General features: G+C 31.9%; 24 protein-coding genes and 1 pseudogene. 15 read left to right on the top strand and 10 right to left on the bottom strand.

Features of this window, described 5'->3' with window-relative positions; translation table 11 throughout:
• The first annotated feature begins 53 nt into the window (after positions 1–53).
• Both AC0L3M_RS02140 and AC0L3M_RS02135 read left to right on the top strand, forming a co-directional pair.
• The gene (locus tag AC0L3M_RS02140) at positions 54–284 is read left to right on the top strand and encodes a hypothetical protein (RefSeq protein ID WP_473431657.1); all 231 of its coding nucleotides are present in this window, start codon (positions 54–56) and stop codon (positions 282–284) included.
• Positions 230–565 (top strand): peroxiredoxin family protein, encoded by a 336-nt coding sequence (locus AC0L3M_RS02135; RefSeq protein ID WP_473432465.1) that lies wholly within the window; start codon positions 230–232, stop codon positions 563–565. Before AC0L3M_RS02140 ends, AC0L3M_RS02135 begins: the two co-directional genes overlap by 55 nt.
• Here AC0L3M_RS02135 and AC0L3M_RS02130 read toward each other — a convergent pair.
• Positions 562–1,197: a rhomboid family intramembrane serine protease gene (locus tag AC0L3M_RS02130; RefSeq protein ID WP_145001277.1), complete on the bottom strand. Its 636-nt coding sequence runs from the start codon at positions 1,195–1,197 to the stop codon at positions 562–564. The genes AC0L3M_RS02135 and AC0L3M_RS02130 overlap by 4 nt on opposite strands.
• Positions 1,198–1,260: 63 nt before the next feature.
• Here AC0L3M_RS02130 and AC0L3M_RS02125 point away from each other — a divergent pair, with 63 nt between their 5' ends.
• Entirely contained in the window at positions 1,261–2,151 is an 891-nt protein-coding gene (locus AC0L3M_RS02125) for a lysophospholipid acyltransferase family protein (protein ID WP_342862508.1), read from the top strand.
• Between the two features lie 85 nt (positions 2,152–2,236).
• On the opposite strand, the gene AC0L3M_RS02120 is transcribed toward AC0L3M_RS02125, so the two are convergent.
• Genes AC0L3M_RS02120 through AC0L3M_RS02105 form a run of 4 tightly spaced genes read right to left on the bottom strand, consistent with a single transcriptional unit; the run spans position 2,237 to position 6,217 of the window.
• Complete coding sequence (locus AC0L3M_RS02120) at positions 2,237–3,736, bottom strand: aminotransferase class V-fold PLP-dependent enzyme (RefSeq protein ID WP_339808960.1); 1,500 nt, start codon at positions 3,734–3,736, stop codon at positions 2,237–2,239.
• A 26-nt stretch (positions 3,737–3,762) separates the two neighbouring features.
• A complete protein-coding gene (glmM, locus tag AC0L3M_RS02115) occupies positions 3,763–5,151 on the bottom strand; it encodes a phosphoglucosamine mutase (RefSeq protein ID WP_292949326.1) in 1,389 nt (462 codons plus the stop codon).
• Entirely contained in the window at positions 5,148–5,519 is a 372-nt protein-coding gene (locus AC0L3M_RS02110) for an acyltransferase family protein (RefSeq protein ID WP_473431656.1), read from the bottom strand. The genes glmM and AC0L3M_RS02110 overlap by 4 nt, the downstream gene beginning before the upstream one ends.
• A gap of 11 nt (positions 5,520–5,530) precedes the next feature.
• The gene (locus AC0L3M_RS02105; RefSeq protein WP_473431655.1) at positions 5,531–6,217 is read right to left on the bottom strand and encodes an acyltransferase family protein; all 687 of its coding nucleotides are present in this window, start codon (positions 6,215–6,217) and stop codon (positions 5,531–5,533) included.
• Between the two features lie 40 nt (positions 6,218–6,257).
• Between AC0L3M_RS02105 and AC0L3M_RS02100 the strand changes: the two genes are divergently transcribed.
• From AC0L3M_RS02100 to AC0L3M_RS02085, 4 genes and pseudogenes are all read left to right on the top strand, one after another.
• On the top strand, positions 6,258–6,857 hold the full coding sequence (locus tag AC0L3M_RS02100; RefSeq protein WP_473431654.1) for an acyl carrier protein phosphodiesterase: 600 nt from the start codon (positions 6,258–6,260) through the stop codon (positions 6,855–6,857).
• Positions 6,854–8,532 (top strand): annotated as a pseudogene (gene ggt / locus AC0L3M_RS02095) (gamma-glutamyltransferase). Before AC0L3M_RS02100 ends, ggt begins: the two are co-directional and overlap by 4 nt.
• Positions 8,533–8,570: 38 nt before the next feature.
• Entirely contained in the window at positions 8,571–8,855 is a 285-nt protein-coding gene (locus AC0L3M_RS02090) for a hypothetical protein (protein ID WP_473431653.1), read from the top strand.
• The gene (locus AC0L3M_RS02085) at positions 8,837–9,283 is read left to right on the top strand and encodes a hypothetical protein (protein ID WP_473431652.1); all 447 of its coding nucleotides are present in this window, start codon (positions 8,837–8,839) and stop codon (positions 9,281–9,283) included. Before AC0L3M_RS02090 ends, AC0L3M_RS02085 begins: the two co-directional genes overlap by 19 nt.
• Before the next feature lie 74 nt (positions 9,284–9,357).
• On the opposite strand, the gene AC0L3M_RS02080 is transcribed toward AC0L3M_RS02085, so the two are convergent.
• Positions 9,358–9,882, bottom strand: a complete 525-nt coding sequence (locus AC0L3M_RS02080; protein WP_473431651.1) for a hypothetical protein — start codon at positions 9,880–9,882, stop codon at positions 9,358–9,360.
• 129 nt (positions 9,883–10,011) lie between these two features.
• On the opposite strand from AC0L3M_RS02080, the gene uvrA reads away from it, so the two are divergent.
• The 5 genes from uvrA (at position 10,012) to AC0L3M_RS02055 (ending at position 20,269) form a co-directional block, all read left to right on the top strand.
• Positions 10,012–12,843 carry an excinuclease ABC subunit UvrA gene (gene uvrA / locus AC0L3M_RS02075; protein ID WP_473432464.1) on the top strand — a complete coding sequence of 944 codons (2,832 nt, stop codon included), beginning with the start codon at positions 10,012–10,014 and terminating at the stop codon, positions 12,841–12,843.
• Between the two features lie 72 nt (positions 12,844–12,915).
• A complete protein-coding gene (locus tag AC0L3M_RS02070; RefSeq protein ID WP_145001258.1) occupies positions 12,916–13,605 on the top strand; it encodes an LOG family protein in 690 nt (229 codons plus the stop codon).
• An 8-nt stretch (positions 13,606–13,613) separates the two neighbouring features.
• A complete protein-coding gene (locus AC0L3M_RS02065) occupies positions 13,614–14,879 on the top strand; it encodes a T9SS type A sorting domain-containing protein (RefSeq protein ID WP_473431650.1) in 1,266 nt (421 codons plus the stop codon).
• Positions 14,876–17,704: a gluzincin family metallopeptidase gene (locus tag AC0L3M_RS02060; protein ID WP_473431649.1), complete on the top strand. Its 2,829-nt coding sequence runs from the start codon at positions 14,876–14,878 to the stop codon at positions 17,702–17,704. Before AC0L3M_RS02065 ends, AC0L3M_RS02060 begins: the two co-directional genes overlap by 4 nt.
• Before the next feature lie 153 nt (positions 17,705–17,857).
• Positions 17,858–20,269 (top strand): alpha-ketoacid dehydrogenase subunit alpha/beta, encoded by a 2,412-nt coding sequence (locus AC0L3M_RS02055; protein WP_473431648.1) that lies wholly within the window; start codon positions 17,858–17,860, stop codon positions 20,267–20,269.
• Positions 20,270–20,347: 78 nt separating this feature from the next.
• On the opposite strand, the gene AC0L3M_RS02050 is transcribed toward AC0L3M_RS02055, so the two are convergent.
• Positions 20,348–21,178, bottom strand: a complete 831-nt coding sequence (locus AC0L3M_RS02050; protein ID WP_473431647.1) for an alpha/beta fold hydrolase — start codon at positions 21,176–21,178, stop codon at positions 20,348–20,350.
• A gap of 192 nt (positions 21,179–21,370) precedes the next feature.
• On the opposite strand from AC0L3M_RS02050, the gene AC0L3M_RS02045 reads away from it, so the two are divergent.
• Complete coding sequence (locus tag AC0L3M_RS02045) at positions 21,371–21,634, top strand: DUF202 domain-containing protein (protein WP_473431646.1); 264 nt, start codon at positions 21,371–21,373, stop codon at positions 21,632–21,634.
• Positions 21,635–22,105 (top strand): hypothetical protein, encoded by a 471-nt coding sequence (locus tag AC0L3M_RS02040; protein ID WP_145001245.1) that lies wholly within the window; start codon positions 21,635–21,637, stop codon positions 22,103–22,105. It abuts the gene before it with no gap.
• A 67-nt stretch (positions 22,106–22,172) separates the two neighbouring features.
• On the opposite strand, the gene AC0L3M_RS02035 is transcribed toward AC0L3M_RS02040, so the two are convergent.
• From AC0L3M_RS02035 to holA, 3 genes are all read right to left on the bottom strand, one after another.
• Positions 22,173–22,733 (bottom strand): type 1 glutamine amidotransferase domain-containing protein, encoded by a 561-nt coding sequence (locus AC0L3M_RS02035; protein ID WP_473431645.1) that lies wholly within the window; start codon positions 22,731–22,733, stop codon positions 22,173–22,175.
• Positions 22,734–22,896: 163 nt separating this feature from the next.
• Positions 22,897–23,262, bottom strand: coding sequence for a cupin domain-containing protein (locus AC0L3M_RS02030; RefSeq protein WP_473431644.1), 366 nt, complete (start codon positions 23,260–23,262; stop codon positions 22,897–22,899).
• A gap of 28 nt (positions 23,263–23,290) precedes the next feature.
• On the bottom strand, positions 23,291–24,295 hold the full coding sequence (gene holA, locus AC0L3M_RS02025; RefSeq protein ID WP_145001239.1) for a DNA polymerase III subunit delta: 1,005 nt from the start codon (positions 24,293–24,295) through the stop codon (positions 23,291–23,293).
• Between the two features lie 70 nt (positions 24,296–24,365).
• On the opposite strand from holA, the gene AC0L3M_RS02020 reads away from it, so the two are divergent.
• On the top strand, positions 24,366–24,815 hold the full coding sequence (locus AC0L3M_RS02020; RefSeq protein ID WP_473431643.1) for a type I restriction enzyme HsdR N-terminal domain-containing protein: 450 nt from the start codon (positions 24,366–24,368) through the stop codon (positions 24,813–24,815).
• Positions 24,816–24,840 lie beyond the last annotated feature (25 nt).

Here is a 24,840-nt window from a genome sequence, read left to right as displayed (position 1 = left end):
AGACATAAAATATTCAATTTATATATTTTATATTTGTAAGAAATATTTAAATCATGAAACCATACATACTACTTTTACTAGTTGCAACATTAAGTTTTTCTTGTAAACAAGAACCTTCAAAACCACTTGTTTTTGGTACCGAAATTGGTGATTATGCTCCAACATTTACATCCAAAACTCCTGAAGGCAAAGACCTATCTTTAAATGATGTTGACGCTAAAGTAATTGTATTGGATTTTGGGCTAGCTGGTGTGGTCCTTGCAGACGCGAAAACCCAAATGTAGTTAGAATGTACAATCAATACCACGACAAAGGTTTAGAAATTGTTGGAATATCTCTAGATAAAAAAGGACAAGAAGACCGTTGGTTAAAAGCAATTGCACAAGACCAATTAACCTGGAAACACGTCTCTAGTTTAGAGGGATGGCAAGAACCAATCGCTGTAGCATATGGTGTAAGATCTATTCCTGCTACATACATTTTAGATGGTGATGGAAAAATTATTGCTAAAAACTTACGCGGAAAAGCTTTAGAAGATAAGATTGCAGAAATTTTAACTAACTAAATTTTACCTAATTTTTGCATAACAAATAATACTACAATTGGTATAGCTAAAACCAACACCATTGTCAAGTCAGTCTGTAACAACCAAGGTGCAATAATAAGTGTTGTAACGTAACCTCCTACAGCACCTCCAAAATGGGCATCGTGGCCAATGTTACCTATCTGTTTTTTCATTCCGTAAATAGAATACAATAAATATCCTATACCAAAAACCCAACCTGGAATTATAAAATTAATTTCCATCCAAGGATCAAACAAAATAGCAGAATAAATAACACCCATTACTGCTCCACTAGCTCCAACTGCACTGTAATGGTAATTGTCTTTATTAAACACCAAAGACAGTAAACTTCCTGCTACTAAACTAACTAAATAGATGATTATAAATTTAGTTTCGCCAATCCTAGCAATGACCAACCAAGCAAAAAAGTAAAGCGTAATCATGTTAAACAGCAAGTGCTGTGGATTAACATGTAAAAATCCAGAACTAAATATTCTAAACTGTTCACCTCTTTTTATAGCACCAACATTAAATTTATATTTTTCAAAAAAACTATAATCTTCAAACCCTTTGTAAGAGATAATAACATTAGCTGCAATTATTATTATAGTTATTAAATTTAAATTACCCATTGTCTAGTTTAACTTTATATCAAATATAGCATATATTTGCTCTCGCAAAATTAACAAGTATTCATGCAATTATTAGCTTATATTTTAATTTATCCTTTTTTATGGTTAATTTCTATACTTCCGTTTAGGCTTTTATATGCATTTTCTGATGGTTTATATTTTTTAATCTATTACATCATTGGCTACAGAAAAAAAACGGTTAAAGAGAATTTAAACCTAGTTTTCCCTGATAAGTCTGAGGACGAAATTAAAGACATAAGAAAAAAATTCTATCATCACTTATGTGATATGGTTGTAGAGGCTATTAAGTCTTTAACTATTACAGAAAAGCAAATGATGAAACGCATGACTTTTCCTAACATTGAAGAAGTTAATCAATACAGTAAATCTAATAAAAGTATTGTGTTAATGTGTGCGCACTATGGAAGTTGGGAATGGATTTTTATATTACAAAACCATGTAAATCACAAAGGTTATGCAGTATATAAAAAGTTAGAAAATAAATATTTTGACAAACTAGTTAAACGTATTAGAGCCAAATATAATTCTCATTTAATTACCACCAAAGAAACCTTTAGCACCTTACTACGTGCAAAAAATAATGGTGAATTAACTATTAATGGTTTTGTATCTGACCAAAGCCCAAAACCTTGGAAAGCTCACCATTGGTTAGAATTTATGGGTATTAACGTACCTGCTCATACAGGAGCCGAACTTTTAGCTAAGCAATTGGATATGGCTGTTGTATATTTTGCTGTAAAACGAATTAAAAGAGGTTACTACCAAACCACTTTTACAACTCTAGCTGAAAACCCAAACGACTTTAAAGACTACGAGATTACTGATGCTTTTTTTAAATTAGTAGAAAAACAAATACACGAAGCACCTCAATATTATTTATGGACACATAAACGATGGAAACATCGTGATAAAACTCCTGAGGATTTTAAATAAAAAAAACACTCACAATTTTTAAAGTTGTGAGTGTTTTTTTTAACGACAAACTGATTAATTTTAGTATATCTTATTCGTTTTTTAATTAAAGCTGAAACCAATCATTGACTCTTACATCGTTTTTAGGCACAAACGTTTTATGGATAAACTCGTTATTTGCTTTATTGTATTCATAGTCTTTAGCCCATTCTTCATGGTTTTCTGCTAAAGCTATTAAACTTTCACACACATAATCTATTTCATTACAGGTTGTTGTTGGGTGTATTGACATACGTATCCAACCTGGTTTACGAATTAAATCACCTAATGATATCTCATTAACCAAACTATGTGATTGCTCTTGGTCTACATGTAATAAATAATGGCCATAAGTACCTGCACAACTACAACCACCACGTGTTTGAATTCCGAATTTGTCGTTTAATAATTTTACGCCTAAATTAAAATGTAAATTATCGATGTAAAAGGAAACCACTCCTAATCGTTTTTTTTGATCTCCTGCTAATATTTTAATATTATCTACATGATCCAAGTTAGAAAATACTTGGTTTAGCAACTCATGCTCTCTATCTAACATATTTTTTACTCCCATTTGCTCCTTTAACTTTATGGCCAAAGCAGTCTTTATAGTTTGTAAAAAACCTGGAGTACCACCATCTTCTCGATCTTCTATATTGTCAATATATTTATGTTCTCCCCAAGGATTTGTCCAACTAACAGTACCTCCTCCTGGACAATCAGGTATCATGTTTTTATATAGTTTTTTATTAAAAACTAAAACACCAGAAGTACCAGGACCTCCTAAAAATTTGTGAGGCGAAAAGAATATAGCATCTAAAGCTTCGTCTTCATCTTCTGGATGCATATTAATATTTACGTAAGGTGCAGAACATGCAAAATCCACAAAGCATACACCTCCATTTTTATGCATTAATTTTGCAATTTGATGGTAAGGCGTCTCAATTCCTGTGACATTACTTCCTCCTATTACTGAAGCTATTTTAAGTGGGCAATCTTTATATTGTTCTAATAATATTTCAAGATTACTCAAGCTAAATAACCCATCTTCTCCTGCAGGAATAACCTCCACTTTAGCCATAGTTTCTAACCAAGATGTGTGATTAGAGTGATGCTCCATATGTGTTACAAATACCACAGGACGAATCTCGTCAGGAATAGTTGTAAATCTTTTTAAGTTTTCTGGAATTTTTAATCCTAAAATACGCTGAAACTTATTGACTACACTTGTCATTCCGTTTCCTGCTACAATTAAAACGTCGTCTGCATTAGTATTAACGTGTCCTTTAATAATCTGCCTAGCTTTATGATAGGCGTTTGTCATGGCTGTTCCAGAGACAGTAGTTTCGGTATGTGTATTAGCTACAAAAGGTCCAAATTGATTTAATAGTTTATCTTCAATTGGTCTATATAAACGTCCAGAAGCTGTCCAATCTGTATAGACCATTTTTTGTAATCCATAAGGCGATTCAAACTCTTGATTTATACCTACAATATGCTGTCTAAATTTAGAAAAATAAGCTTCTAATTCTGATTTCTCCGTTCTTTGGGCTTTTGTAACGTGCATAACTAACTACTTGTTAAATAAAAATACTAAATATTAGCAATTTCCTTGATTTCTGAAATAATTTTATCTGCTAGACTATCTGCTTCTGTTTGGCTTTTAGCTTCTGTGTAAATTCTAATTATTGGCTCTGTGTTACTTTTTCGTAAGTGTGCCCAACTTTCTGCAAAGTCTATTTTAACACCATCAATGGTTGTTAAATTTTCATTGCTGTATTTATCTTCCATTGCTTTTAAAATAGCATCAACATCCAAAGTTGGCGTTAATTCTATTTTTTTCTTACTCATAAAATAGCTTGTGTAAGTTTTTCTAAGTTCACTAACACTTAATTTTCTTTCGGCTAACAAACTTAAAAATAAAGCAACACCAACTAATGCATCACGTCCATAATGTGAATCTGGATATATAATTCCGCCATTACCTTCTCCTCCAATAACTGCATTATTTTTTTTCATTAAAGTAACTACATTAACCTCTCCAACTGCAGAAGCTTCATATGTACCTCCATGTTTTTCAGTCACATCACGCAACGCTCTGGTTGAGCTCATGTTGCTTACCGTATTACCTGGATTTTGACTTAAAACCCAGTCAGCACATGCAACTAAAGTGTACTCTTCACCAAACATTTCGCCATTTTCATCCATAAAAGCTAAGCGATCAACATCTGGATCGACAACAATTCCAAAATCGGCATTATGCTTTTTAACTTCGTTAGATAAATCTCCTAAATGCTCTTTTAACGGTTCTGGATTATGCGGAAAATGACCTGTTGGATCACAATATAATTTTACTGCCTCAACACCTAAACGCTCCAACAATAAAGGTATTGCAATTCCTCCTGTACTATTTACACCATCCACAACTACTTTAAAATTTGCGTTTTCTATTGCTTTTTGGTTTACATATTCCAATTCTAAAACCTCATCAATATGTATGTCTATATAAGCATCATTTTTTGTAATCTCTCCTAAATCATCAACTTCAGCAAAAGTCATGCTATCAGACTCTGCAATCTCTAAAATTTTCTGTCCTTCTGCACCATCTAAAAATTCACCTTTAGCATTTAATAATTTTAAAGCATTCCATTGTTTTGGATTATGACTGGCAGTCAATATTATCCCACCATCTGCATGTTCCATTGGCACAGCAATCTCAACTGTTGGTGTTGTTGATAAACCTAAGTCCACAACTTGAATACCTAATCCTACTAATGTATTCATTACCAAGTTTTGAATCATGTCTCCAGATAAACGTGCGTCACGACCAACGACCACTTTATAATCCTTTTTGTCGCGTTGTTGTTTTAGCCAAGTACCATAAGCTGATGCAAATTTTACTGCATCTATTGGTGTTAAATTATCACCAACTGATCCTCCAATTGTTCCTCTAATTCCTGATATAGATTTTATAAGTGTCATTCTCTAAATTTGTTTTTTAATTTTAAAAAATAGGTTTCAAAATATTTATAAGACAGATGTGCCATTATAATAGTAAATGCAAAAGTTAACATATAAATTAAAACTATTGTTAACCAGTCATTAAAAATTGTATCTATTTGTAGCTTCAAAAATAAGAAAACTACAGCGTTTAATGCGATTACATGAAACATATATAATCCATAAGATATTTGCCCTAAGTAATTAAGTGATTTATTTTGGATGTTAACACCTAGATTATTATAAGCTATCGTGTGGATAAACATCCCAAATAACACCATAGTTATTAGGTTAAATATATAAGTGTCTGTTGAATGAAATATATCTGTTACAAAATACAACAATACCAAAACGACTATTATTATTGGGTAAATCTTATTCTTTTTAAAAAACTGAAGCTTCTTTTTTCTTCTAAAACTGCTACAATTCCGCCAAAAAACAAAAAGAAAAAAACCATTTTAAAACTTTTAAGAAAACTAAAAAGGCTTAAATGAAATATTAAAAAGTACAAACCCGTTAGTCCTATTAAAAATTGTAAAACCCTATTTTTATTTACCAAAAATAAAGCTGGAGCAACTATAATATAAAATTGCTCCTCAATACCAATAGACCACAACACCTCCAATATCCCTCCAGGCATGTAAAGCTTAGCAAATACATTGGGTAAAAAAAACATGGACATTAATAAACCATCCCATAAAGGATAATTATTTGCAAATGGTATTTCTAATTCTGGTAAAATAATCCAATAAAACACAAAACCAAAAATGACTACCAAATAATACAACGGAAATATCCGTAATACACGACGCATGTAAAATTTACGTATAGAAAAAGCATCGCGCTGTTTACTACTATAAATAGTTTTAATTATTAAAAAACCACTTAATACAAAAAACATATATACTGCTTCTACTCCTCGATTAAATATAGGCGCATCCAAAAAGTACGGAAGTCCTTGATTACGACACAATTGTGGTAAATGAAAAAACACAACCAATGTGGCTAACACAAACCGTAATACATCTAAATTGGGTAATCGCTTCAAATTATAAAATTTACAGGGTAAAAATACATATATTTATAAGATGAATTTTCTAGCACACATTTATCTTTCCGGAAACGACAAAATGATTACCATTGGTAACTTTATAGCAGATGGTATAAGAGGAAAAAAATATAAAGATTACCCACAAGACATCCAAATTGGCATTTTATTACATAGACAAATCGACACTTTTACGGATGCACATCCTACAGTAAGAAAAAGCACAAAACGACTACACAAAAATTATGGACATTATTCTGGTGTGATAGTCGATATTTTATACGACCACTATTTAGCAAAAAACTGGTCAAAATACTCAGACGTGCCTTTAGCAGAGTATGTGGATGACTTTTACGATACGCTTGAAAATAATTTTGAAATCTTACCTTCCCGAATTCAAAAAATGATGCCTCATCTTTTAGCAGACAATTGGTTGCTAAGCTATGCGTCCATTGAGGGAATAACAAAAGTATTAGAAGGCATGAATAGACGTACTAAAAACCGTTCTAAAATGAATTTAGCTGTCAATGAATTAGAAGAATTTTATAGTGAATTTGAAACAGAATTTACTAGCTTTTTTGATGAGCTTATCACTTTTACCAAACAAACATTAAAGACTTTACAAACTAAGGACCAATGAAAAATTTAGCCATACTTTTTGTAATTTGTATTACTTTTTTTAGTTGTAAAAACAACAACAAACGTGGATTAATTACCAAACAGGCTATGGTTGTTTCTGCAAGAGAAGAAGCATCTAAAATTGGAACTGCTATTTTAAAACAAGGTGGAAATGTCTTTGACGCCATGATAGCTACAGATTTAGCATTAGCTGTTTGCTACCCTTATGCTGGCAATATTGGTGGTGGTGGTTTTATGGTTTATCGGTTGGAGGATGGTAGGATTGGCGCATTGGATTATCGCGAAAAGGCACCAAAGCTAGCAACCAAAAATATGTATTTAGACAGTTTAGGAAATGTTATTCCTAATCTAAGTACTCAAGGTGGACTTGCTGTTGGTGTGCCTGGTACAATCGCAGGATTATTTGAAGTGCACGAAAAATTTGGTTCTTTACCTATACAAGACATTATCCAGCCTGTCATTGATTTAGCAAATCGTGGTTTTGTGGTCTCACAAAAAGATCAAGCTGTATTAGAAGAAAAAAAGAAGCTTTTTTAGCAGTCAATAAAAGCGAAATATTATTCACAAAAAATTGGATAGCAAAAGACACCATTAAACAACCAAACTTAGCAAAAACACTGGAAGCCATAATGATAAATGGTCGTGACGAATTTTATAAAGGTAAAACCGCTAAAAAATTAGCAAGCTTTATACAAGCTAATGGTGGCGTAATTACGGTTGACGACTTAGCAAGTTATCAAGCCATATGGCGTAAACCTATTACATTTGAATACGATAATTTAAATATTATATCCATGTCACCTCCTTCAAGTGGTGGTATCTGTTTAGCTCAAATACTAAAGCAAATTGAAGATTTTAATTTAGATGAATTTGGACACAATAGTCTTAAAAGTATTCAGGTTATTACCGAAGCTGAGCGACGTGCGTACGCAGACCGTAGTTTTTATTTAGGAGATCCAGATTTTGTTACTATACCTCATGACCAATTGTTAAGTGATGCTTACCTAAAAAACAGAATGGCTGACTTCACCTTTGAAAAAGCGACACCTTCTAGTACTATTTCTCATGGAAAAGTTGATATTATTGAAAGTGATGAGACCACGCACTACTCCATCGTTGATCAATTTGGCAATGCTATAGCTGTGACAACCACCTTAAATTCTGGTTATGGTTCAAAATTATATAGTCAAGAATTAGGCTTTTTCTTTAATAACGAGATGGATGATTTTTCCAGCAAACCTGGAACGCCTAACGTGTATGGATTAATTGGTGCAGAAGCTAATAGCATCTTACCAGAAAAGCGTATGTTAAGCTCTATGACGCCAACGATTGTAGAAAAAAACGACAAACTATATATGACTTTAGGGACTCCTGGAGGATCCACAATAATAACATCTGTAATGCAAACTATTTTAAACGTGCATGAATATGATATGACCATGCAAGAAGCTGTAAATGCTCCCAGATTTCATCATCAATGGTTACCTGACCAAATTAGAATGGAACCTAACTCTTTCTCTAAAGATTTAGTCCTTCAATTACAGCAAAAAGGCTATTCCATTACCGAAAAAAATGCTGACGTTATTGGTAAAGTAGATGGTATCTTAGTTTTAGATAATGGTCAATTAGAAGGTGGTGCAGATAAGCGTGGTGATGACACTGCTATTGGATTTTAAACAGTTTACTAAATTTAAAACAAAATAATTTTTACAAAATGAAACTTAAAAAAGTACTAAAAATAATAGCTGGTGTAATCATCTTTTTTACATTACCAAGTTTGCTGTTTTTTGGATTTGTTTACTTTAAATATAACGAAGATTTACCTATTGGTAATCAAACAGAAAAAGCTGATATTTTAGCACATAAAATGCTAATATCCTTAAACGCTGACGCGTACAAAGCTACTAATAATTTAGAATGGACCTTTAGCCAAAAACACCACTACAAATGGAATAAAAAAGAGAATAGCTGTGAAATCTATTGGAAAAAAACAAAGTAATATTAGACCTTAACAATCCGTCTAAAAGTCAAGTTTTTATAAACAAACAAGACGTTAATACTAAAGAGAAGGAAGCACTTATTCAAACAGCAACAGATTACTTTAACAACGATTCCTTTTGGTTAGTTGCACCATATAAAGTATTTGACTATGGTACGTCTAGAAGCATTGTTAAGCATAATGGTAAAGATGCTTTAATGGTGACTTACTCTAAAGGAGGCTCTACTCCTGGAGATTCTTATTTATGGATTTTAGATGACAATTATAAACCTACAAAATTTAAAATGTGGGTTGATATTTTACCTATTGGAGGTTTGGAAGCCACATGGAGTGATTGGAAAACAACCGAGTCTAAAGCAGAGTTACCTACCAACCATCAATTATTATTTTTTGGTTTTGATATGGGAGACGTTAAAGGCACTAAATAACATAAGCAGTAGTTATCCTTTGACTAACATTAAAACGATAGCTACTGACTACTAAAAATTAAAAGCAAGCTTTACTACTTACTTTTTTGACCTACAAATTGCTGTTCTTTGGACTTAAATAACACATTAAAAGTGGTTAAGCTTCCATAAATTCGGGTTATGTATTGTTGTATATCTACTTTCTCTGATGGTTCTAGATTGCTAGAATTAACTTTTTGTTCCATCACTCTCAATCGGTCTCTAACCATAGTAATTTTATGAAAAAAGTCTTCAATTTTTATTACTTTACTTTTTAAGTTACTGTCGGCTGGTTTTAATTCTAAGACGCCTCCTTTCCACTTGTCGCCAATTGGCACAATTTCCGAGACATCGCTATATTTTTTAAGTATTCTAACCAAGCTACTTTCTACATCAAAAAGACTAATAGTGTCTACCTCATTTTCTGCAGCTTCAATAACTTCAAAATCATCATTTAAAGCAATGGTTTCTAATCCATTTTCAATAAAAGTAACCCAATAGTTTTTACTATCAATGTTAGTTACCACTCCTTTTCCGTGTTCTGGATGGTTAATTCTAGAGCCTATTCCTAATATTTTCATTATCGTTTTTTTTATAATTTCAAAAATAGTGATAATTAATAAAATCCTAACAAACACTATTTCTAAAAGAAATACAAAATGCGTATCTTTACAGCTTTGTCTATTTCTGGGCAAAAACACTTAAATGCTATGAGTAATTTTGAAGAAAACATAGAGGTTAAAGGTGCCAGAGCACATAACCTTAAAAATATTGATGTGACCATTCCTCGCGAAAAACTAGTTGTGATTACTGGTTTATCTGGTAGTGGTAAATCGTCATTAGCATTTGACACCATTTATGCTGAAGGACAACGTCGTTATATCGAAACGTTTTCTGCTTACGCGAGACAATTTTTAGGTGGTTTAGAGCGTCCTGATGTTGATAAAATTGATGGATTATCTCCTGTAATTGCTATTGAGCAAAAAACAACTAGTAAATCTCCAAGATCAACGGTTGGAACTATTACTGAGATTTATGATTTTTTACGTCTTTTATATGCTAGAGGTAGTGATGCTTACAGCTATAATACAGGCGAAAAAATGGTAAGCTACAGTGATGAGCAGATTAAAGAATTAATTACCGAAAGCTATAAAGGCAAGCGTATAAACATTTTAGCTCCTGTGGTACGTTCTAGAAAAGGACATTATCGCGAGTTATTTGAGCAAATTGCTAAACAAGGCTTTGTAAAAGTGCGTACTGATGGCGAAATCAAGGATTTAGTTAAAGGTATGAAGTTGGATCGTTACAAAAACCATGACATTGAAATTGTAATTGATAGACTTAAAATTGATGATGGTGTTGATAATGACAAACGTTTAACCGAAAGTATTAATACAGCCATGTATCATGGTGATGATGTGTTGATGGTTATTGACCAAGACACTCAGGAAACGCGCTATTTTAGTCGTAGTTTAATGTGTCCAACTTCTGGTGTTTCTTACCCAAATCCAGAACCTAATAATTTTTCGTTTAACTCGCCTAAAGGTGCTTGCGATAATTGTAATGGGATTGGAACATTATATCAGGTTAACGAAAAAAAGATTGTCCCAGACGATACTTTATCCATAAAAGGAGGTGCTTTGGCGCCTCATGGTCCTGAAAAAAAGAGCTGGATTTTTAAACAATTTGAAACCATTGCAGAACGCTATAATTTTAAATTAAGCGATCCATATAAATCAATACCACAAGAGGCTAAACAAGTAATTATGTTTGGTGGTAATGAAAAATTTTCGGTTGAAAGTAAAACCTTAGGCATAACCAGAGACTATAAAATAGACTTTGAAGGTGTTGCTAACTTTATTGAAAATCAATACAAAAATGCTGAATCAACCTCTTTAAAACGTTGGGCTAAAGACTATATGGACAAAATTGAATGTCCTGTCTGTGAAGGTGCTAGACTAAAAAAAGAGTCGTTATACTTTAAAGTAAATGGTAAAAATATTGCCGAATTAGCTAATCAAGATATAAGTGAATTAGCTAAGTGGTTTAAAACATTACCTCAGTATTTGACTGAAAAACAAGTCAAAATTGCTGAAGAAATTATAAAAGAAATTAGTGCCAGACTTCAGTTTTTATTAGATGTTGGTTTAGACTACTTGTCTTTAAACCGAAGCTCTAAATCGTTATCTGGTGGAGAAGCACAACGTATTAGATTAGCAACGCAAATTGGATCACAATTAGTTGGTGTACTGTATATATTAGACGAACCCAGTATTGGGTTACACCAACGTGATAACGAAAAACTTATTAATAGCCTAGTGTCTTTACGTGATATTGGTAACTCTGTTATTGTTGTAGAGCATGATAAAGACATGATTGAGCGTGCAGACCATGTTATAGATATTGGTCCAAGAGCAGGAAAACATGGAGGAGAAATTATTAGTCAAGGAACACCTAAACAGCTATTAAAAGAAAAAACACTTACTGCAGAATATTTAAATGGTAAAAGAGAAATTGAAATACCAAAAAAACGACGCGAAGGGAATGGACACTTTTTAGAGCTTAAAGGCTGTACAGGAAACAATTTAAAAAATGTGTCAGTTAAATTTCCATTAGCTAAAATGATTGGTGTGACAGGTGTCTCTGGTAGCGGAAAATCTACTTTAATTAACGAGACACTCTACCCTATTTTAAATGCACATTATTTTAATGGTGTAAAAAAACCAATGCCTTATAAAAGCATAAAAGGTTTAGAGCATATTGATAAAGTTATTGATATTAATCAATCGCCAATTGGTCGTACACCAAGAAGTAATCCTGCAACTTACACCAAAACATTTGACGAAATCCGTAGCCTTTTTGCTAAAATACCAGAAGCCATGATACGTGGTTATAAACCTGGACGTTTTAGTTTTAATGTTGCAGGAGGACGTTGCGAAACTTGTAAAGGTGGTGGTTTACGTGTTATTGAAATGAATTTTTTACCTGATGTGTATGTCGAGTGTGAAACTTGTCAAGGTAAACGTTTTAATCGCGAAACTTTAGAGATTAGATATAAAGGAAAAAGCATAAGTGATGTTTTAGACATGACCATTAATGAAGGGGTTGACTTTTTTGAAAACATTCCTAAAATTCATAAAAAACTAAAAACAATTAAAGATGTTGGATTAGGTTACATTACCTTGGGACAACAAAGTACAACGCTATCTGGTGGAGAAGCACAACGTATAAAATTGGCTACAGAGTTAAGTAAACGCGACACTGGTAATACCTTTTATATATTAGACGAACCAACTACAGGTCTTCATTTTGAAGATATTAGAGTGTTAATGATTGTATTAAACAAATTAGCAGACAAAGGAAACACAGTGTTAATTATAGAACATAATTTAGATGTCATTAAAACCGTAGATCATATTATTGATATTGGATATGAAGGCGGTAAAGGTGGTGGACAAGTTATTGTAGAAGGTACTCCAGAAGTAGTTGCTAAGCATAAAAAGAGCTACACAGCTAAATTTTTAAAGAAAGAATTAAAATAATATTGGGAATGAATTACATTTACAATAGACCAATATTTAAACACTAATAAATAGAAAATAAACAGTTATATAATGAGAGAAGAAAAACATCCAAAAGGTTGGAATGAGAAAAAAACAAATGATTCTTGGGCGATTTTTAAAATCATGGGAGAATTTGTAAATGGTTTTGAAAAGATGAGTGCCATAGGACCTTCTGTTTCAATCTTTGGTTCAGCACGTACTAAGCCTGACCATAAATATTACAAATTAGCAGAAAATATAGCTTCAAAAATAGTCGATGCTGGATATGGTGTAATTACAGGTGGTGGACCTGGTATAATGGAAGCTGGTAATAAAGGTGCACATTTAGCAGGTGGTACATCTGTTGGATTAAATATTGAATTACCGTTTGAGCAACATGACAACCCATATATCGATTCTGATAAAAGTTTAGACTTTGACTACTTTTTTGTTAGAAAAGTAATGTTTGTTAAATACAGCCAAGGATTTGTAGTAATGCCTGGTGGATTTGGAACTTTAGACGAATTGTTTGAAGCCATTACTTTAATACAAACTAATAAAATTGAAAAATTCCCAATTATACTTGTAGGTACTGACTTTTGGGAAGGTTTAATGGGATGGGTTAAAACTACCCTTTTAGATAGTTTTGCAAATATTAGCGAAGGTGACTTAGATTTAATACATTTAGTCGATTCTGCTGAAGAGGTTGTAGATATTTTAGACAACTTCTATAAGGATTATGGATTAAGTCCTAATTTCTAAAACAGTTAATGATAAAAAAGACATTATACTTATTTATACTACTTAGTTTTTCAGGTGTCTATGCACAAGACACCTTTAAAACTATGTTTTATAATTTATTAAATTTTCCGCTTCAAGAGCCTGCTAGTGATCGCTTAGACGAGCTAGACATTATATTATCCAATTATCAGCCAGATCTTTTTATGGTATGCGAGCTTAATAATAGCTCTGGAGCAAATGCTATTTTAAACATGATGCAACAAAGCATTAATGTCAATTATCAAATGGCTAATTTTGTACTTAACTCTAGTGATAATAATTTAGGAGACCAAAACGATTTACAAAACTTAATTTATTTTGACAGTTCTAAGTTTAGTTTAGAAGGACAAAATCAAGTCACTACAATTTACCGAGACTTTAATCATTACCAATTAAAGTTAAACACACTTACTCAGGACACAGACCCAATATATTTAAACGTGATTGTGTGTCACTTAAAAGCATCAAGTGGTACTACAAATCAGCAATTACGTTTTCAAATGGCTCAGGATTTAACAACTTACTTATCCACTTTTTCAAGTAATGATTATTTTTTATTAGCAGGAGATTTTAATGTATATACAAATTCCGAACCTGCTTTTCAAGAGTTTATCAATCCTACAAACAATATCACCTTTATAGATCCAGCAAACAGGATGGGTAGTTGGCACAATAACCAAAGTTATGTAGATGTTTTTACACAATCTACAAGGACAGCAACAGGACTTGGTGGTACTACAGGAGGTTTTGATGACAGGTTTGACTTTATACTAACTAGTACCTCTTTAACTAATAATCCGGAATTACAATTTACACCAAATAGTTATCAAGTATATGGTAACAATAACAACCCAAATTGCTGGAATAGCGCAATAAATAGTAGCGATTGTTCTGGTGTTTTGTTTTCAGAAAGTATTAGAGAGTCTTTACACAATTTTAGCGACCATCTTCCCGTTACTTTAAATATTGAAACCAATCAAAACTTTTTAAACGTACCTGATGTGGTAGTTAAAAAACCAGTTTTCGAGATCATTGGATCCAATATGGTTTCAAGTTTATTAAATTTAAAAATTAACGCATCGCTTAAAAACAACAATAACTTAAAGATTTACAATACGTTAGGTCAAGTCGTCAAAACAATTTTTATAAACGACAAAACTATTAACGTTGATATTTCGTATTTATCAAACGGAATATATTACATTTCACTTAACAATATTAATGTTCAACCTTTAAAGTTTGTAAAAGTCAATTGAAGCTAAACTATTATATTTTTATTTGTTTTATACTATTTAGTATTTCGGCTATAAGCCAAAATACTATTGACATTGAGGCTGTTTTTGATACTAAAAAAAATAGCATAAACGTAACGCAAAATATACAATATAAAAATAATAGTAATACGGTTTTAGACACTATCTATTTAAACGATTGGAGTCATAGCTATTCTTCAAAAACGACTCCACTTGCCGAGCGTTTTGCAGATGAGTTTAAAACAACATTTCATTTTGCAAATAATGAAGATCGTGGTTTTACTGCATTAACTAGTATTAAACAATCTAATCAAACCACGTTTTTTGAACGTTTAGCTAAACACCCAGATGTTATTAAGGTAGCTCTTAACACACCTTTACAACCCAATCAATCGTATAATATTACACTTACCTATATTGTTCAAATACCTCATAATAAATTTACAAGATATGGTGTCACTGACTTTGGTGATTACAACCTACGCTTTTGGTACATTACGCCTGCTGTGTTTGATGGATCTTGGCATTACTACAGTAATAAAGATTTAGAGGATTTATTTGTAGAACCTGCAAATATTACCCTTAAACTTACCTATCCAAATAATTTTACGCCAATATCTGAATTAAATATTTTAAATAATGAAGTTGGAACTGTTACAACCACTACTTTTAAAGGTGAAAATAGAATAAACTCTAAATTATCTCTAGTACAAAACAACGATTACAAGACAGTTGAGACAGATTTTTTTAATATTGAATCAAATATTGATACTGAAAATCTAGAACCTACTGAAGTGGCATTAGCATCCGATCGAGTTGCACAATTTATTACCAAAAACCTAGGTGATTATCCACATGAAAAAGTATTATTAACTTGGATTGATTACAAAAAAGACCCTATTTACGGTCTTAATTTACTTCCTGACTTTGTAAGACCTTTTGAGGACACGTTTCAATATGAATTAAAATTACTTAAAACCACATTAAAGGTATATTTAGAAAACACTTTGTTAATAAACCCAAGAAAAGAACAGTGGTTACTAGATGGTATTCAGGTGTATTATTTAATGAAATACGTCGAAAACTTTTATCCTAACCAAAAAATATTAGGAAAACTAGCTAATGTCTGGGGAGTAAGAGCGTTTCATGCAGCAGACTTAAATTTTAATGACCAATATTCATTTTTGTACATGCACATGGCACGTACAAATATTGACCAACCTATTGGTATGGCTAAGGACTCGTTATTAAAATTCAACAAAAACATTTCTAACAAATACAAAGCAGCAATTGGATTAAATTACTTGGATGATTACATAGGTGACTCCATAGTCTCTAAAACTTTAAGTGATTTTGTTAAACAATCTAAATTAAAACGTACAACACCAGCAGATTTTGAAACTATAATTAGATCTAAAACTCCTAAAAATATTGATTGGTTTTTTGAAGACTATGTTAGCACAAGTAAAAAGATAGATTTTAAAATCAAAAAGATAAAAAAATCAGAGGACTCCATTAAAATTACTCTTAAAAACCTAAGGGATAATAAAATGCCTGTTTCGCTTTTTACTTTAGAAAACGATAGTATAACCTCTAAATTTTGGATTGATGGTTTTAATGGTAATAAAACCATTACAATAGCAAATAAAGACGTGGACCAATTAGCGTTAAATTATGATAATATCATCCCGGAATTTAACCAACGTAACAATTTTAAAAAGTTAAATGGCTTTTTTCTAACCAATAAACCTTTACAATTTAGATTATTTAAAGACATTGAAGACCCAAACTATAACCAAGTCTTTTTTATGCCAGAGTTTGACTATAATTTTTATGATGGACTATCTCCTGGTTTAAAACTATACAATAAGACCCTTTTAAGTAAACGCTTTCTATACAAATTAAGTCCTAAATATGGATTTAAAAGTAATCAAGTTGTTGGTAGTGCCTCCTTGATTTATAATGCTAGACCAGAAGGTACAGACAATTTTAGAACACGCTATGGATTATCTGGTAACTATTACAATTATGCACCAAACTTAAGCTACACCTCTTTTACACCTTTTATTGATTATAATTTTAGAAACCATAAAGATTTAAGAGACAATAAACGTGAGTTTTTATCTTTTAGATATATAAATATAAATAGAGAAGTTGATCCAACAGGAGAATTTGAAACTGATGGAGAGCCAAAATACTCTGTCTTTAATGCTAAATATGGTCTTGTAGATAATAATTTAAAAGACTACGCGTCATTATTTACAGATTTACAAGTGGCTAAAAACTTTGGTAAAATATCTGCTACGTTAGAGTTTAGAAACCTAAACGAACGCAATAAACAGTTTAATTTACGTGTTTTTTCTGGTTTGTTTTTATACAATGATACGTATCAAGATTCTGACTTTTTTAGTTTTGCTTTAGACAGACCTACAGACTATTTATTTGACTATAATTATTTAGGTCGAAGCGAACAAACTGGAGTATTAAGTCAACAAATTATAATAGCCGAAGGTGGATTTAAATCAAAACTATCTCAGCCTTTTGCCAACCAATGGATGACAACCGTTAACACAAGCGCAACACTTTGGAGATATATTATGCTTTATGGTGATGCTGGAGTTATAAAAAATCAAAATTTTAGTCCAGAATTTGTTTATGATTCTGGTATTAGATTAAATCTAGTAGAAGATTATTTTGAGCTATACTTTCCGGTCTACTCTAACTTAGGTTGGGAAATAGGACAACCTAATTATGACGAAAAAATTAGGTTTATAGTTACCCTATCTCCAAAAACTTTATTAGGTCTATTTACTAGACGTTGGTATTAATAAATTCTTAGCAGATTAGTCTTTTTTACGATTAATTTATTAAATAACCCTACTTAAGGCTTAATTATTGAATAATTCACATTTTTTTAAGATTTTTTGATATTGCTAAACCGACAATTTTTGATTAAATTTGTTTCAAATAATTCCTTACACATGCAAACAAAAGTTAACAATAAAAAAGACTTGTCTTTTGAAGATTTTAAAACTGAAGTTCTTAAAGATTACCACATCGCTGTAACCAGTCGTGAATGTAGTCTATTAGGACGTCGTGAAGTGTTAACCGGAAAAGCTAAATTTGGAATATTTGGTGACGGTAAAGAAGTCCCTCAATTAGCTATGGCTAAAGCTTTTCAAAACGGAGATTTTAGATCAGGTTACTATCGTGATCAAACCTTTATGATGGCTATTGGAGAGCTAACAATTCAGCAGTTTTTTGCTGGATTATATGCCAATACAGATTTATCGCAAGAGCCTATGTCTGCAGGAAGACAAATGGGTGGTCATTTTGCAACGCATAGTGTGGATGAAAACGGAAATTGGAAAAATTTAACTCAGCAAAAAAACTCAAGTTCTGACATCTCACCTACAGCAGGTCAAATGCCAAGATTATTAGGTTTAGCGCAAGCATCAAAAATTTACAGAAATGTGAAAGGTATTGATACGACCAATTTTTCTGTTAATGGTAATGAAATTGCTTGGGGAACTATAGGAAACGCAAGTACAAGTGAGGGTTTGTTTTTTGAAACTATTAATGCTGCTGGTGTATTACAAGTACCAATGGTAATAAGCGTTTGGGATGATGAATACGGAATCTCTGTACATGCAAGACACCAAACAACAAAAGAAAATATTTCTGAAATCTTAAAAGGATTTCAACGTGATAAAGACAATAATGGTTATGAAATCCTAAGAGTTAAAGGTTGGGATTATGCTAATTTAATAGCGACTTATGAAGAAGCTGCAAAAATAGCAAGAGAAGAACACGTCCCTGTTTTAATTCATGTTAACGAGCTTACACAACCACAAGGTCACTCGACCTCAGGATCACATGAGCGTTACAAAGATAAAGACCGTTTAGAGTGGGAAGCTAATAACGATTGTAATCTTAAAATGCGTGCTTGGTTAATAGAAAACAGCATTGCAACTGACGAAGAATTACAAACCATTGAAAAAAACATTAAAAAGCAAGTTAGAGATGCTAAAAAAGCTGCATGGACTAATTATTTAAAACCTGCTTTAACAGAAAAAGAAGACTTAGTAGCGCTATTAAAAAATGTTGCTAACGCTAGTTCTAATAAGGTGTTTATTGAAAAAATTGCAAACGATTTAAGTGCTATTGGAGAGCCTAACAGAAAAGACTCTGTATCAGCTGCTAGAAAAGCGTTGCGTTATGTTATTGCTGAAAATTCTTCAGAAAAACAACAATTATTAGATTGGATTGACACCTTTTTTACCAAGGTACAACCCTTATATAGTTCTGATTTACATAATGAAAGTTCAACTTCTGCGATTCATATTAAAGAAATCAAACCAACTTACGATAGTAAAACAGAAGATGTTGATGGACGTGTTATTTTAAGAGAAAACTTTGATGCTATCTTTAATACATATCCTGAAACTTTAGTATTTGGAGAAGATGCTGGTAACATTGGAGATGTTAATCAAGGGTTAGAAGGTTTACAAGAAAAATATGGCGAATTACGCGTTGCTGATGTTGGTATTAGAGAAGCGACCATTTTAGGCCAAGGTATTGGTATGGCTATGCGTGGTTTACGTCCAATTGCCGAAATTCAATATTTAGATTATATCCTATATGCTTTACAAATTATAAGCGATGATTTAGCAACCTTACGTTACAGAACAAAAGGTCGTCAAAAAGCACCATTAATTATTCGTACTCGTGGACATAGACTAGAAGGTATATGGCATTCAGGTTCACAAATGGGTGGCGTTTTAAACCTAGTTAGAGGAATTCATGTATTGGTACCAAGAGACATGACCAAAGCTGCAGGTTTTTACAATACACTTTTAAAAAGTGACGAGCCTGCCTTAATTGTAGAGTGTCTTAACGGTTATAGATTAAAAGAGAAATTACCATCTAATATTGGAGAGTTTACAACACCTATTGGAGTTGTTGAAACTATCAAGGAAGGTGCAGATATTACTTTAGTATCTTATGGATCAACATTAAGAATTGTTCAACAAGCTGCCAAAGAACTAGCTGAAGTTGGTATTGATGCAGAAATTATTGACATACAATCTTTACTACCTTTTGATATTAATCACGACATTGTAAACAGCGTTAAAAAGACCAACCGCTTAATGGTTATAGATGAGGATGTTCCTGGTGGAGCATCTGCATATATATTAGATCAAATAATTAACACTCAAAATGCATATAAGCATTTAGACAGCCAACCTAAAACATTAGCTGCTAAACCACACAGACCAGCTTATGGTACAGATGGAGATTACTTCTCTAAACCTTCAACAGAAGATGTTTTTGAAGCAGTTTATGCTGTTATGCACGAGTCTAATCCTAGTCGTTTTCCTAAGTTAAGATAATTGGTCAAACACTATATACTATACAAAAAAGCTCATCTATAAATTAGATGAGCTTTTTACTTATATATTAGTTACCATTTACGATTTTAGAAAGTCAATTAAAATAGTATTTAATTGGTCCTTATGGGTAATATTTAAACCATGAGGTGCACCTTTAATGACTTTAAACACATTATCTGTAATACCTTTTGCTGCCTGATTAGAAGACGTTTTAATTGGGACAGTATTATCACTATCACCATGCACAATTAAAGTTGGCACATTTACATTTTTTAATTCATCTCTAAAATCTGTATGCATCCATGCTTTTGCAGTTTCGATTGTGGCTCTAGGCGAAGCGTGTGAAGCTACAACAAAATCATAGTCTAATTGTGCCTGACTAACCTTGTCTTTATTGTCTTCAAAATTATAAAACCCTTTAGAAAATTCTTTTAAAAAGCCTACTCTGTCTTCTTCTAAAGCATCTTGAATACCTTGCAAATCCTTTTCAGGGACACCATCTGGATTATCCTGTTTTTGCTTAACTAAAGGTATAATACTACTTATTAAAGCTGCTTTAGCAATTTTATCTGTGCCAAAATCTGTACAATATCTTACAACTTCTCCTCCTCCCATTGAAAATCCTACAACAATCACATCTTCAAGATCTAACTGAGCAATAATTTGTTCTAAATCGCTAGCTAATGCAGAATAGTCGTATCCATTCCAAGGTGTACTACTTATTCCGAAGCCTCTCCTATCGTAGGAAATACATCTATAACCTGATTCTACGATTTTCCACACTTGATGTTCCCATGATTTTCTACTTAATGGCCAACCATGAATTAAAATTACCGGTTGTCCGTTTCCATAATCTTCATAAAAAATATCTACGGTTTCTGCTGTGTTTTTGTTTGTAATAAATGGCATATCAATTTCTTTTTTTGGTTTACTTAAAGATAAAATATCAATGACTAAACAGTGTTAAACCAGACTTAAAGTATTATTAACAGGTCGTTAAATTGCAAAAAATAAAATATATAAATGTAATTATGCAGACAATAGGCATTAGCTAGAATAAATGACTCCTTTTTTTATACCTTTAAAATCTATTTAAAAATTATGATAGAACAAACCGATTTAACAACACGCGATTGGCTAGCTATTGAGCGTACCAAATTAGCTAACGAACGTACTTTTTTGGCTTATTTTAGAACTTTTTTAGTTATTTTAGGTACAGGAATTACCATACTTAAATTAGATTTACTGGCAGATTTAAAAACGTATGGTATCATATTAATAGCAATAGCTCCTATTATTTTAGTAATAGGTATTGTACGTCTATATGTAGTCAAACGCACTATAAAAAAACACTATAAAATTTAAATGAAAGCTGTATCTGTTGTTACAATCCGAAAAGAGTTAAAACATAAAACCAACGAAGAATTGGCAGAACTATGTTTAAGATTATCACGTTTTAAAAAAGAAAACAAAGAGCTGCTTACCTATTTATTATTTGAAGCAGATAGTGAAGCTGGTTATATTGAAACCGTCAAAGCTGAAATTGACGAACAATTTGAGCTAATAAATACAGATAGCTTTTTTTATATTAAAAAGAGTGTTAGAAAGATTTTACGAAACACAAAAAAATATATTAGATACTCGCTTAATAAAGAAACTGAAGTTGAATTACTGCTGTACTTTTGCAAAAAGTTAAAAACAATGAAACCGTCTATTTCTAGAAACACAACCTTAACTAATCTGTATGACCGAAACATTGAGGCGATTACTAAAAAAATATTAGCATTACATGAAGATTTACAATACGATTATACTACTGAATTAGAAGATATGTAGTTTAAGATTAAAACATAAAAAAAAGCCAACCTTAAAGGTTGGCTTTTATATTCAATCTATAAATAATTTATGCAGTTTGCATATTATGTTTACCCTCGTAAACTTCTTCAATTAATTTTTTATTAAAAGCTGGCAAATCGTTTGGATTACGACTTGTGACTAATCCCTCATCTACCACAACTTCGCTATCTTCCCACATGGCTCCTGCATTTACTAAATCTCTTTTAATAGAGCTAAATGATGTTACTTTACGTCCTTGCAATACACCTGCTTCAGCCAATAACCAAGGTGCATGACAAATAGCTGCTACTGGTTTTTTATTAGCAAAAAACGATTTAATAAATCTAATTGCATCTTCATTTCTTCTTAAAGTATCGGGATTAATGACTCCTCCTGGTAATACTAGCGCATTATAATCGTCTTGAGATACTTGATCTAAGGTTTTATCTACATCATAACTGTTACTCCAGTTTCCGTCTGCCCAACCTTTTATTTGACCTGATTTTTCAGAGACGATATGTACATCTGCTCCTGCTTCTTTTAAAGCATTCATTGGTTCTTTTAATTCACTTTCTTCAAATCCATTGGTTGCTAAAATTGCAACTTTCTTTCTATCTAAGTTTTCCATTTTATTTTTTGGTTTTTGTTATTAATAATTCGATTTACCTCTAAAGTACTATAATTACTAGCGTTAGACGAATTACAAAACCTGTTTAACTTCGATTTAATATCAAGTGTTAAATAATAATATGGAAGTGTTAAAACCCATTTAGCTTCGTTAAAAAAATTAACTATTTGGGTTCTATAATTAAATATACTGCAGTACTATCGCCAACATTTAGTACTTGATGCTCGCTAATTTCAGATTTAGACCAAGTCACTCCTGTTTTTACAAGAATAGTACGTGTACCTGTAGCATCTGTTATTTGAAAAGTGCTTCCTGCTAAAGTATAACCAAAATGTGGTTTATGATAATGCTTCTCATGACCAACATTAGGTGGAAACGTACATTTTAATATGCGCTGTTTTTTTGTGTCTTGTAATACTTTGCACACTTTATGTCCTTCCCAACCTGCTTCTAATGGATCTGGAAGTGTTTGTGCAGTTTTACAAGAAAAGCTTAAAAGTATTATTGCTATTATATAATATGGTTTCATGATGTTTTTTTAAAGTTCTAAATAAATGTTAGTACATAATCTTAACTAACATCTCTTTAAGCAAATCACCTTGTGGCACAGCATTACTGTCTACACCTTTACTTTTACCATCAAACTCACGCAAAATAGCAATAACTTGACTAACTTTTCGCATAGGATAATTGCGTGAAGCCTCTATATATTCGTTTACAAAATATGGGTTAACTCGCAATGCAGAGGCTACACTTCGTGGGTTTTTATCAGACATTCCATGTAAATGCAATAATTGAGAAAAAAAGCTAAACAATAAAGATACAGTTAAGACCATTGGATTATCCTTTGGGTTTTCTGCAAAATAATGGACAATTTTAAAAGCCTGAGCAGTATTTTTTGCACCAATAGCTTTACGTAACTCAAAGTTATTATAGTCTTTACTAATACCTATATTTTCTTCGATATGATCAGGAGTAATCTGTGTGTCTCTTGGTAAGACTATTTGTAGTTTATTTAACTCATTACTTAATTTACTCAAATCTGTACCTAAAAACTCCACTAACATTTGTGATGCTTTTGGAGTTATAGAATAGCCTTTTGGTGACAACACACGACTAATCCAATCTGGCACTTGGTTTTCGTAAAGCTTTTTACTTTCAAAAACTTGACCTGACTTTTTAATAGCTTTGTAAACCGCTTTACGTTTGTCTACAGATTTGTATTTATAACAAATAACTAAAACCGTTGTAGGTTGTGGGTTTTTGGCATAATCTGCTAATTGATCAATTGTCCTAGATAAATCTTGAGCTTCTTTAACAATCACCACTTGACGATCTGCCATCATAGGGTAACGCTTAGCATTACTTACAATATCGTCCACGCTAATATCACGACCATACAATACCATTTGGTTAAAGCCACGCTCCTCTTCCGTTAAAACGGTTTTTTCGATGTAATCTGAGATTTTATCAATGTAATAAGCCTCCTCACCCATTAATAAATAGATAGGTTTAAGCTGCTTATTTTTTATATCAGTAACTAACTGTTTGACTTCGTCCAAAGGAAAAAAATTTAAAAATTTGGTTTTTGACTTTTGAAGTTTAACTTTGAAAAAAACCGAATACCATTAAATGCAAGAGTTAAACTTTCCAAAGTTTGTGTTTCGATTCAAAAATAACGAAAATAAAGTATCTATTTTTGATGTTATACGTAAAAGATTTATGGTCTTACAACCTGAAGAATGGGTAAGACAACATTGTGTACATTACTTAATGGAAGTTAAAAAATATCCAATCTCTTTGATTAATGTCGAAAAAGAACTAAAAGTCAACGATTTAAAAAAGCGTTATGACATTGTTATTTTTAATACTGACGGAAGCATACATTTAATTGTAGAATGTAAAGCGCCTAAAATAGAAATCAAACAAAACACTTTTGACCAAATAGCACGTTATAACTTAGCATTAAATGCAACCTATTTGATGGTAACAAATGGTATTAATCACTATTATTGCAGTATGGATTTTAAAGCAGAACAGTATCACTTTTTAAAAGACATACCAGATTATCAAGAACACTAGTTTTTGTTTAGTCCAAAACATAAAT

It is taken from the genome of Olleya sp. KJ81-1 (assembly GCF_055808135.1).
The sequence above is the reverse complement of the archived record's forward strand: the minus strand, read 5'-3'. Positions and strand labels throughout refer to the sequence as shown.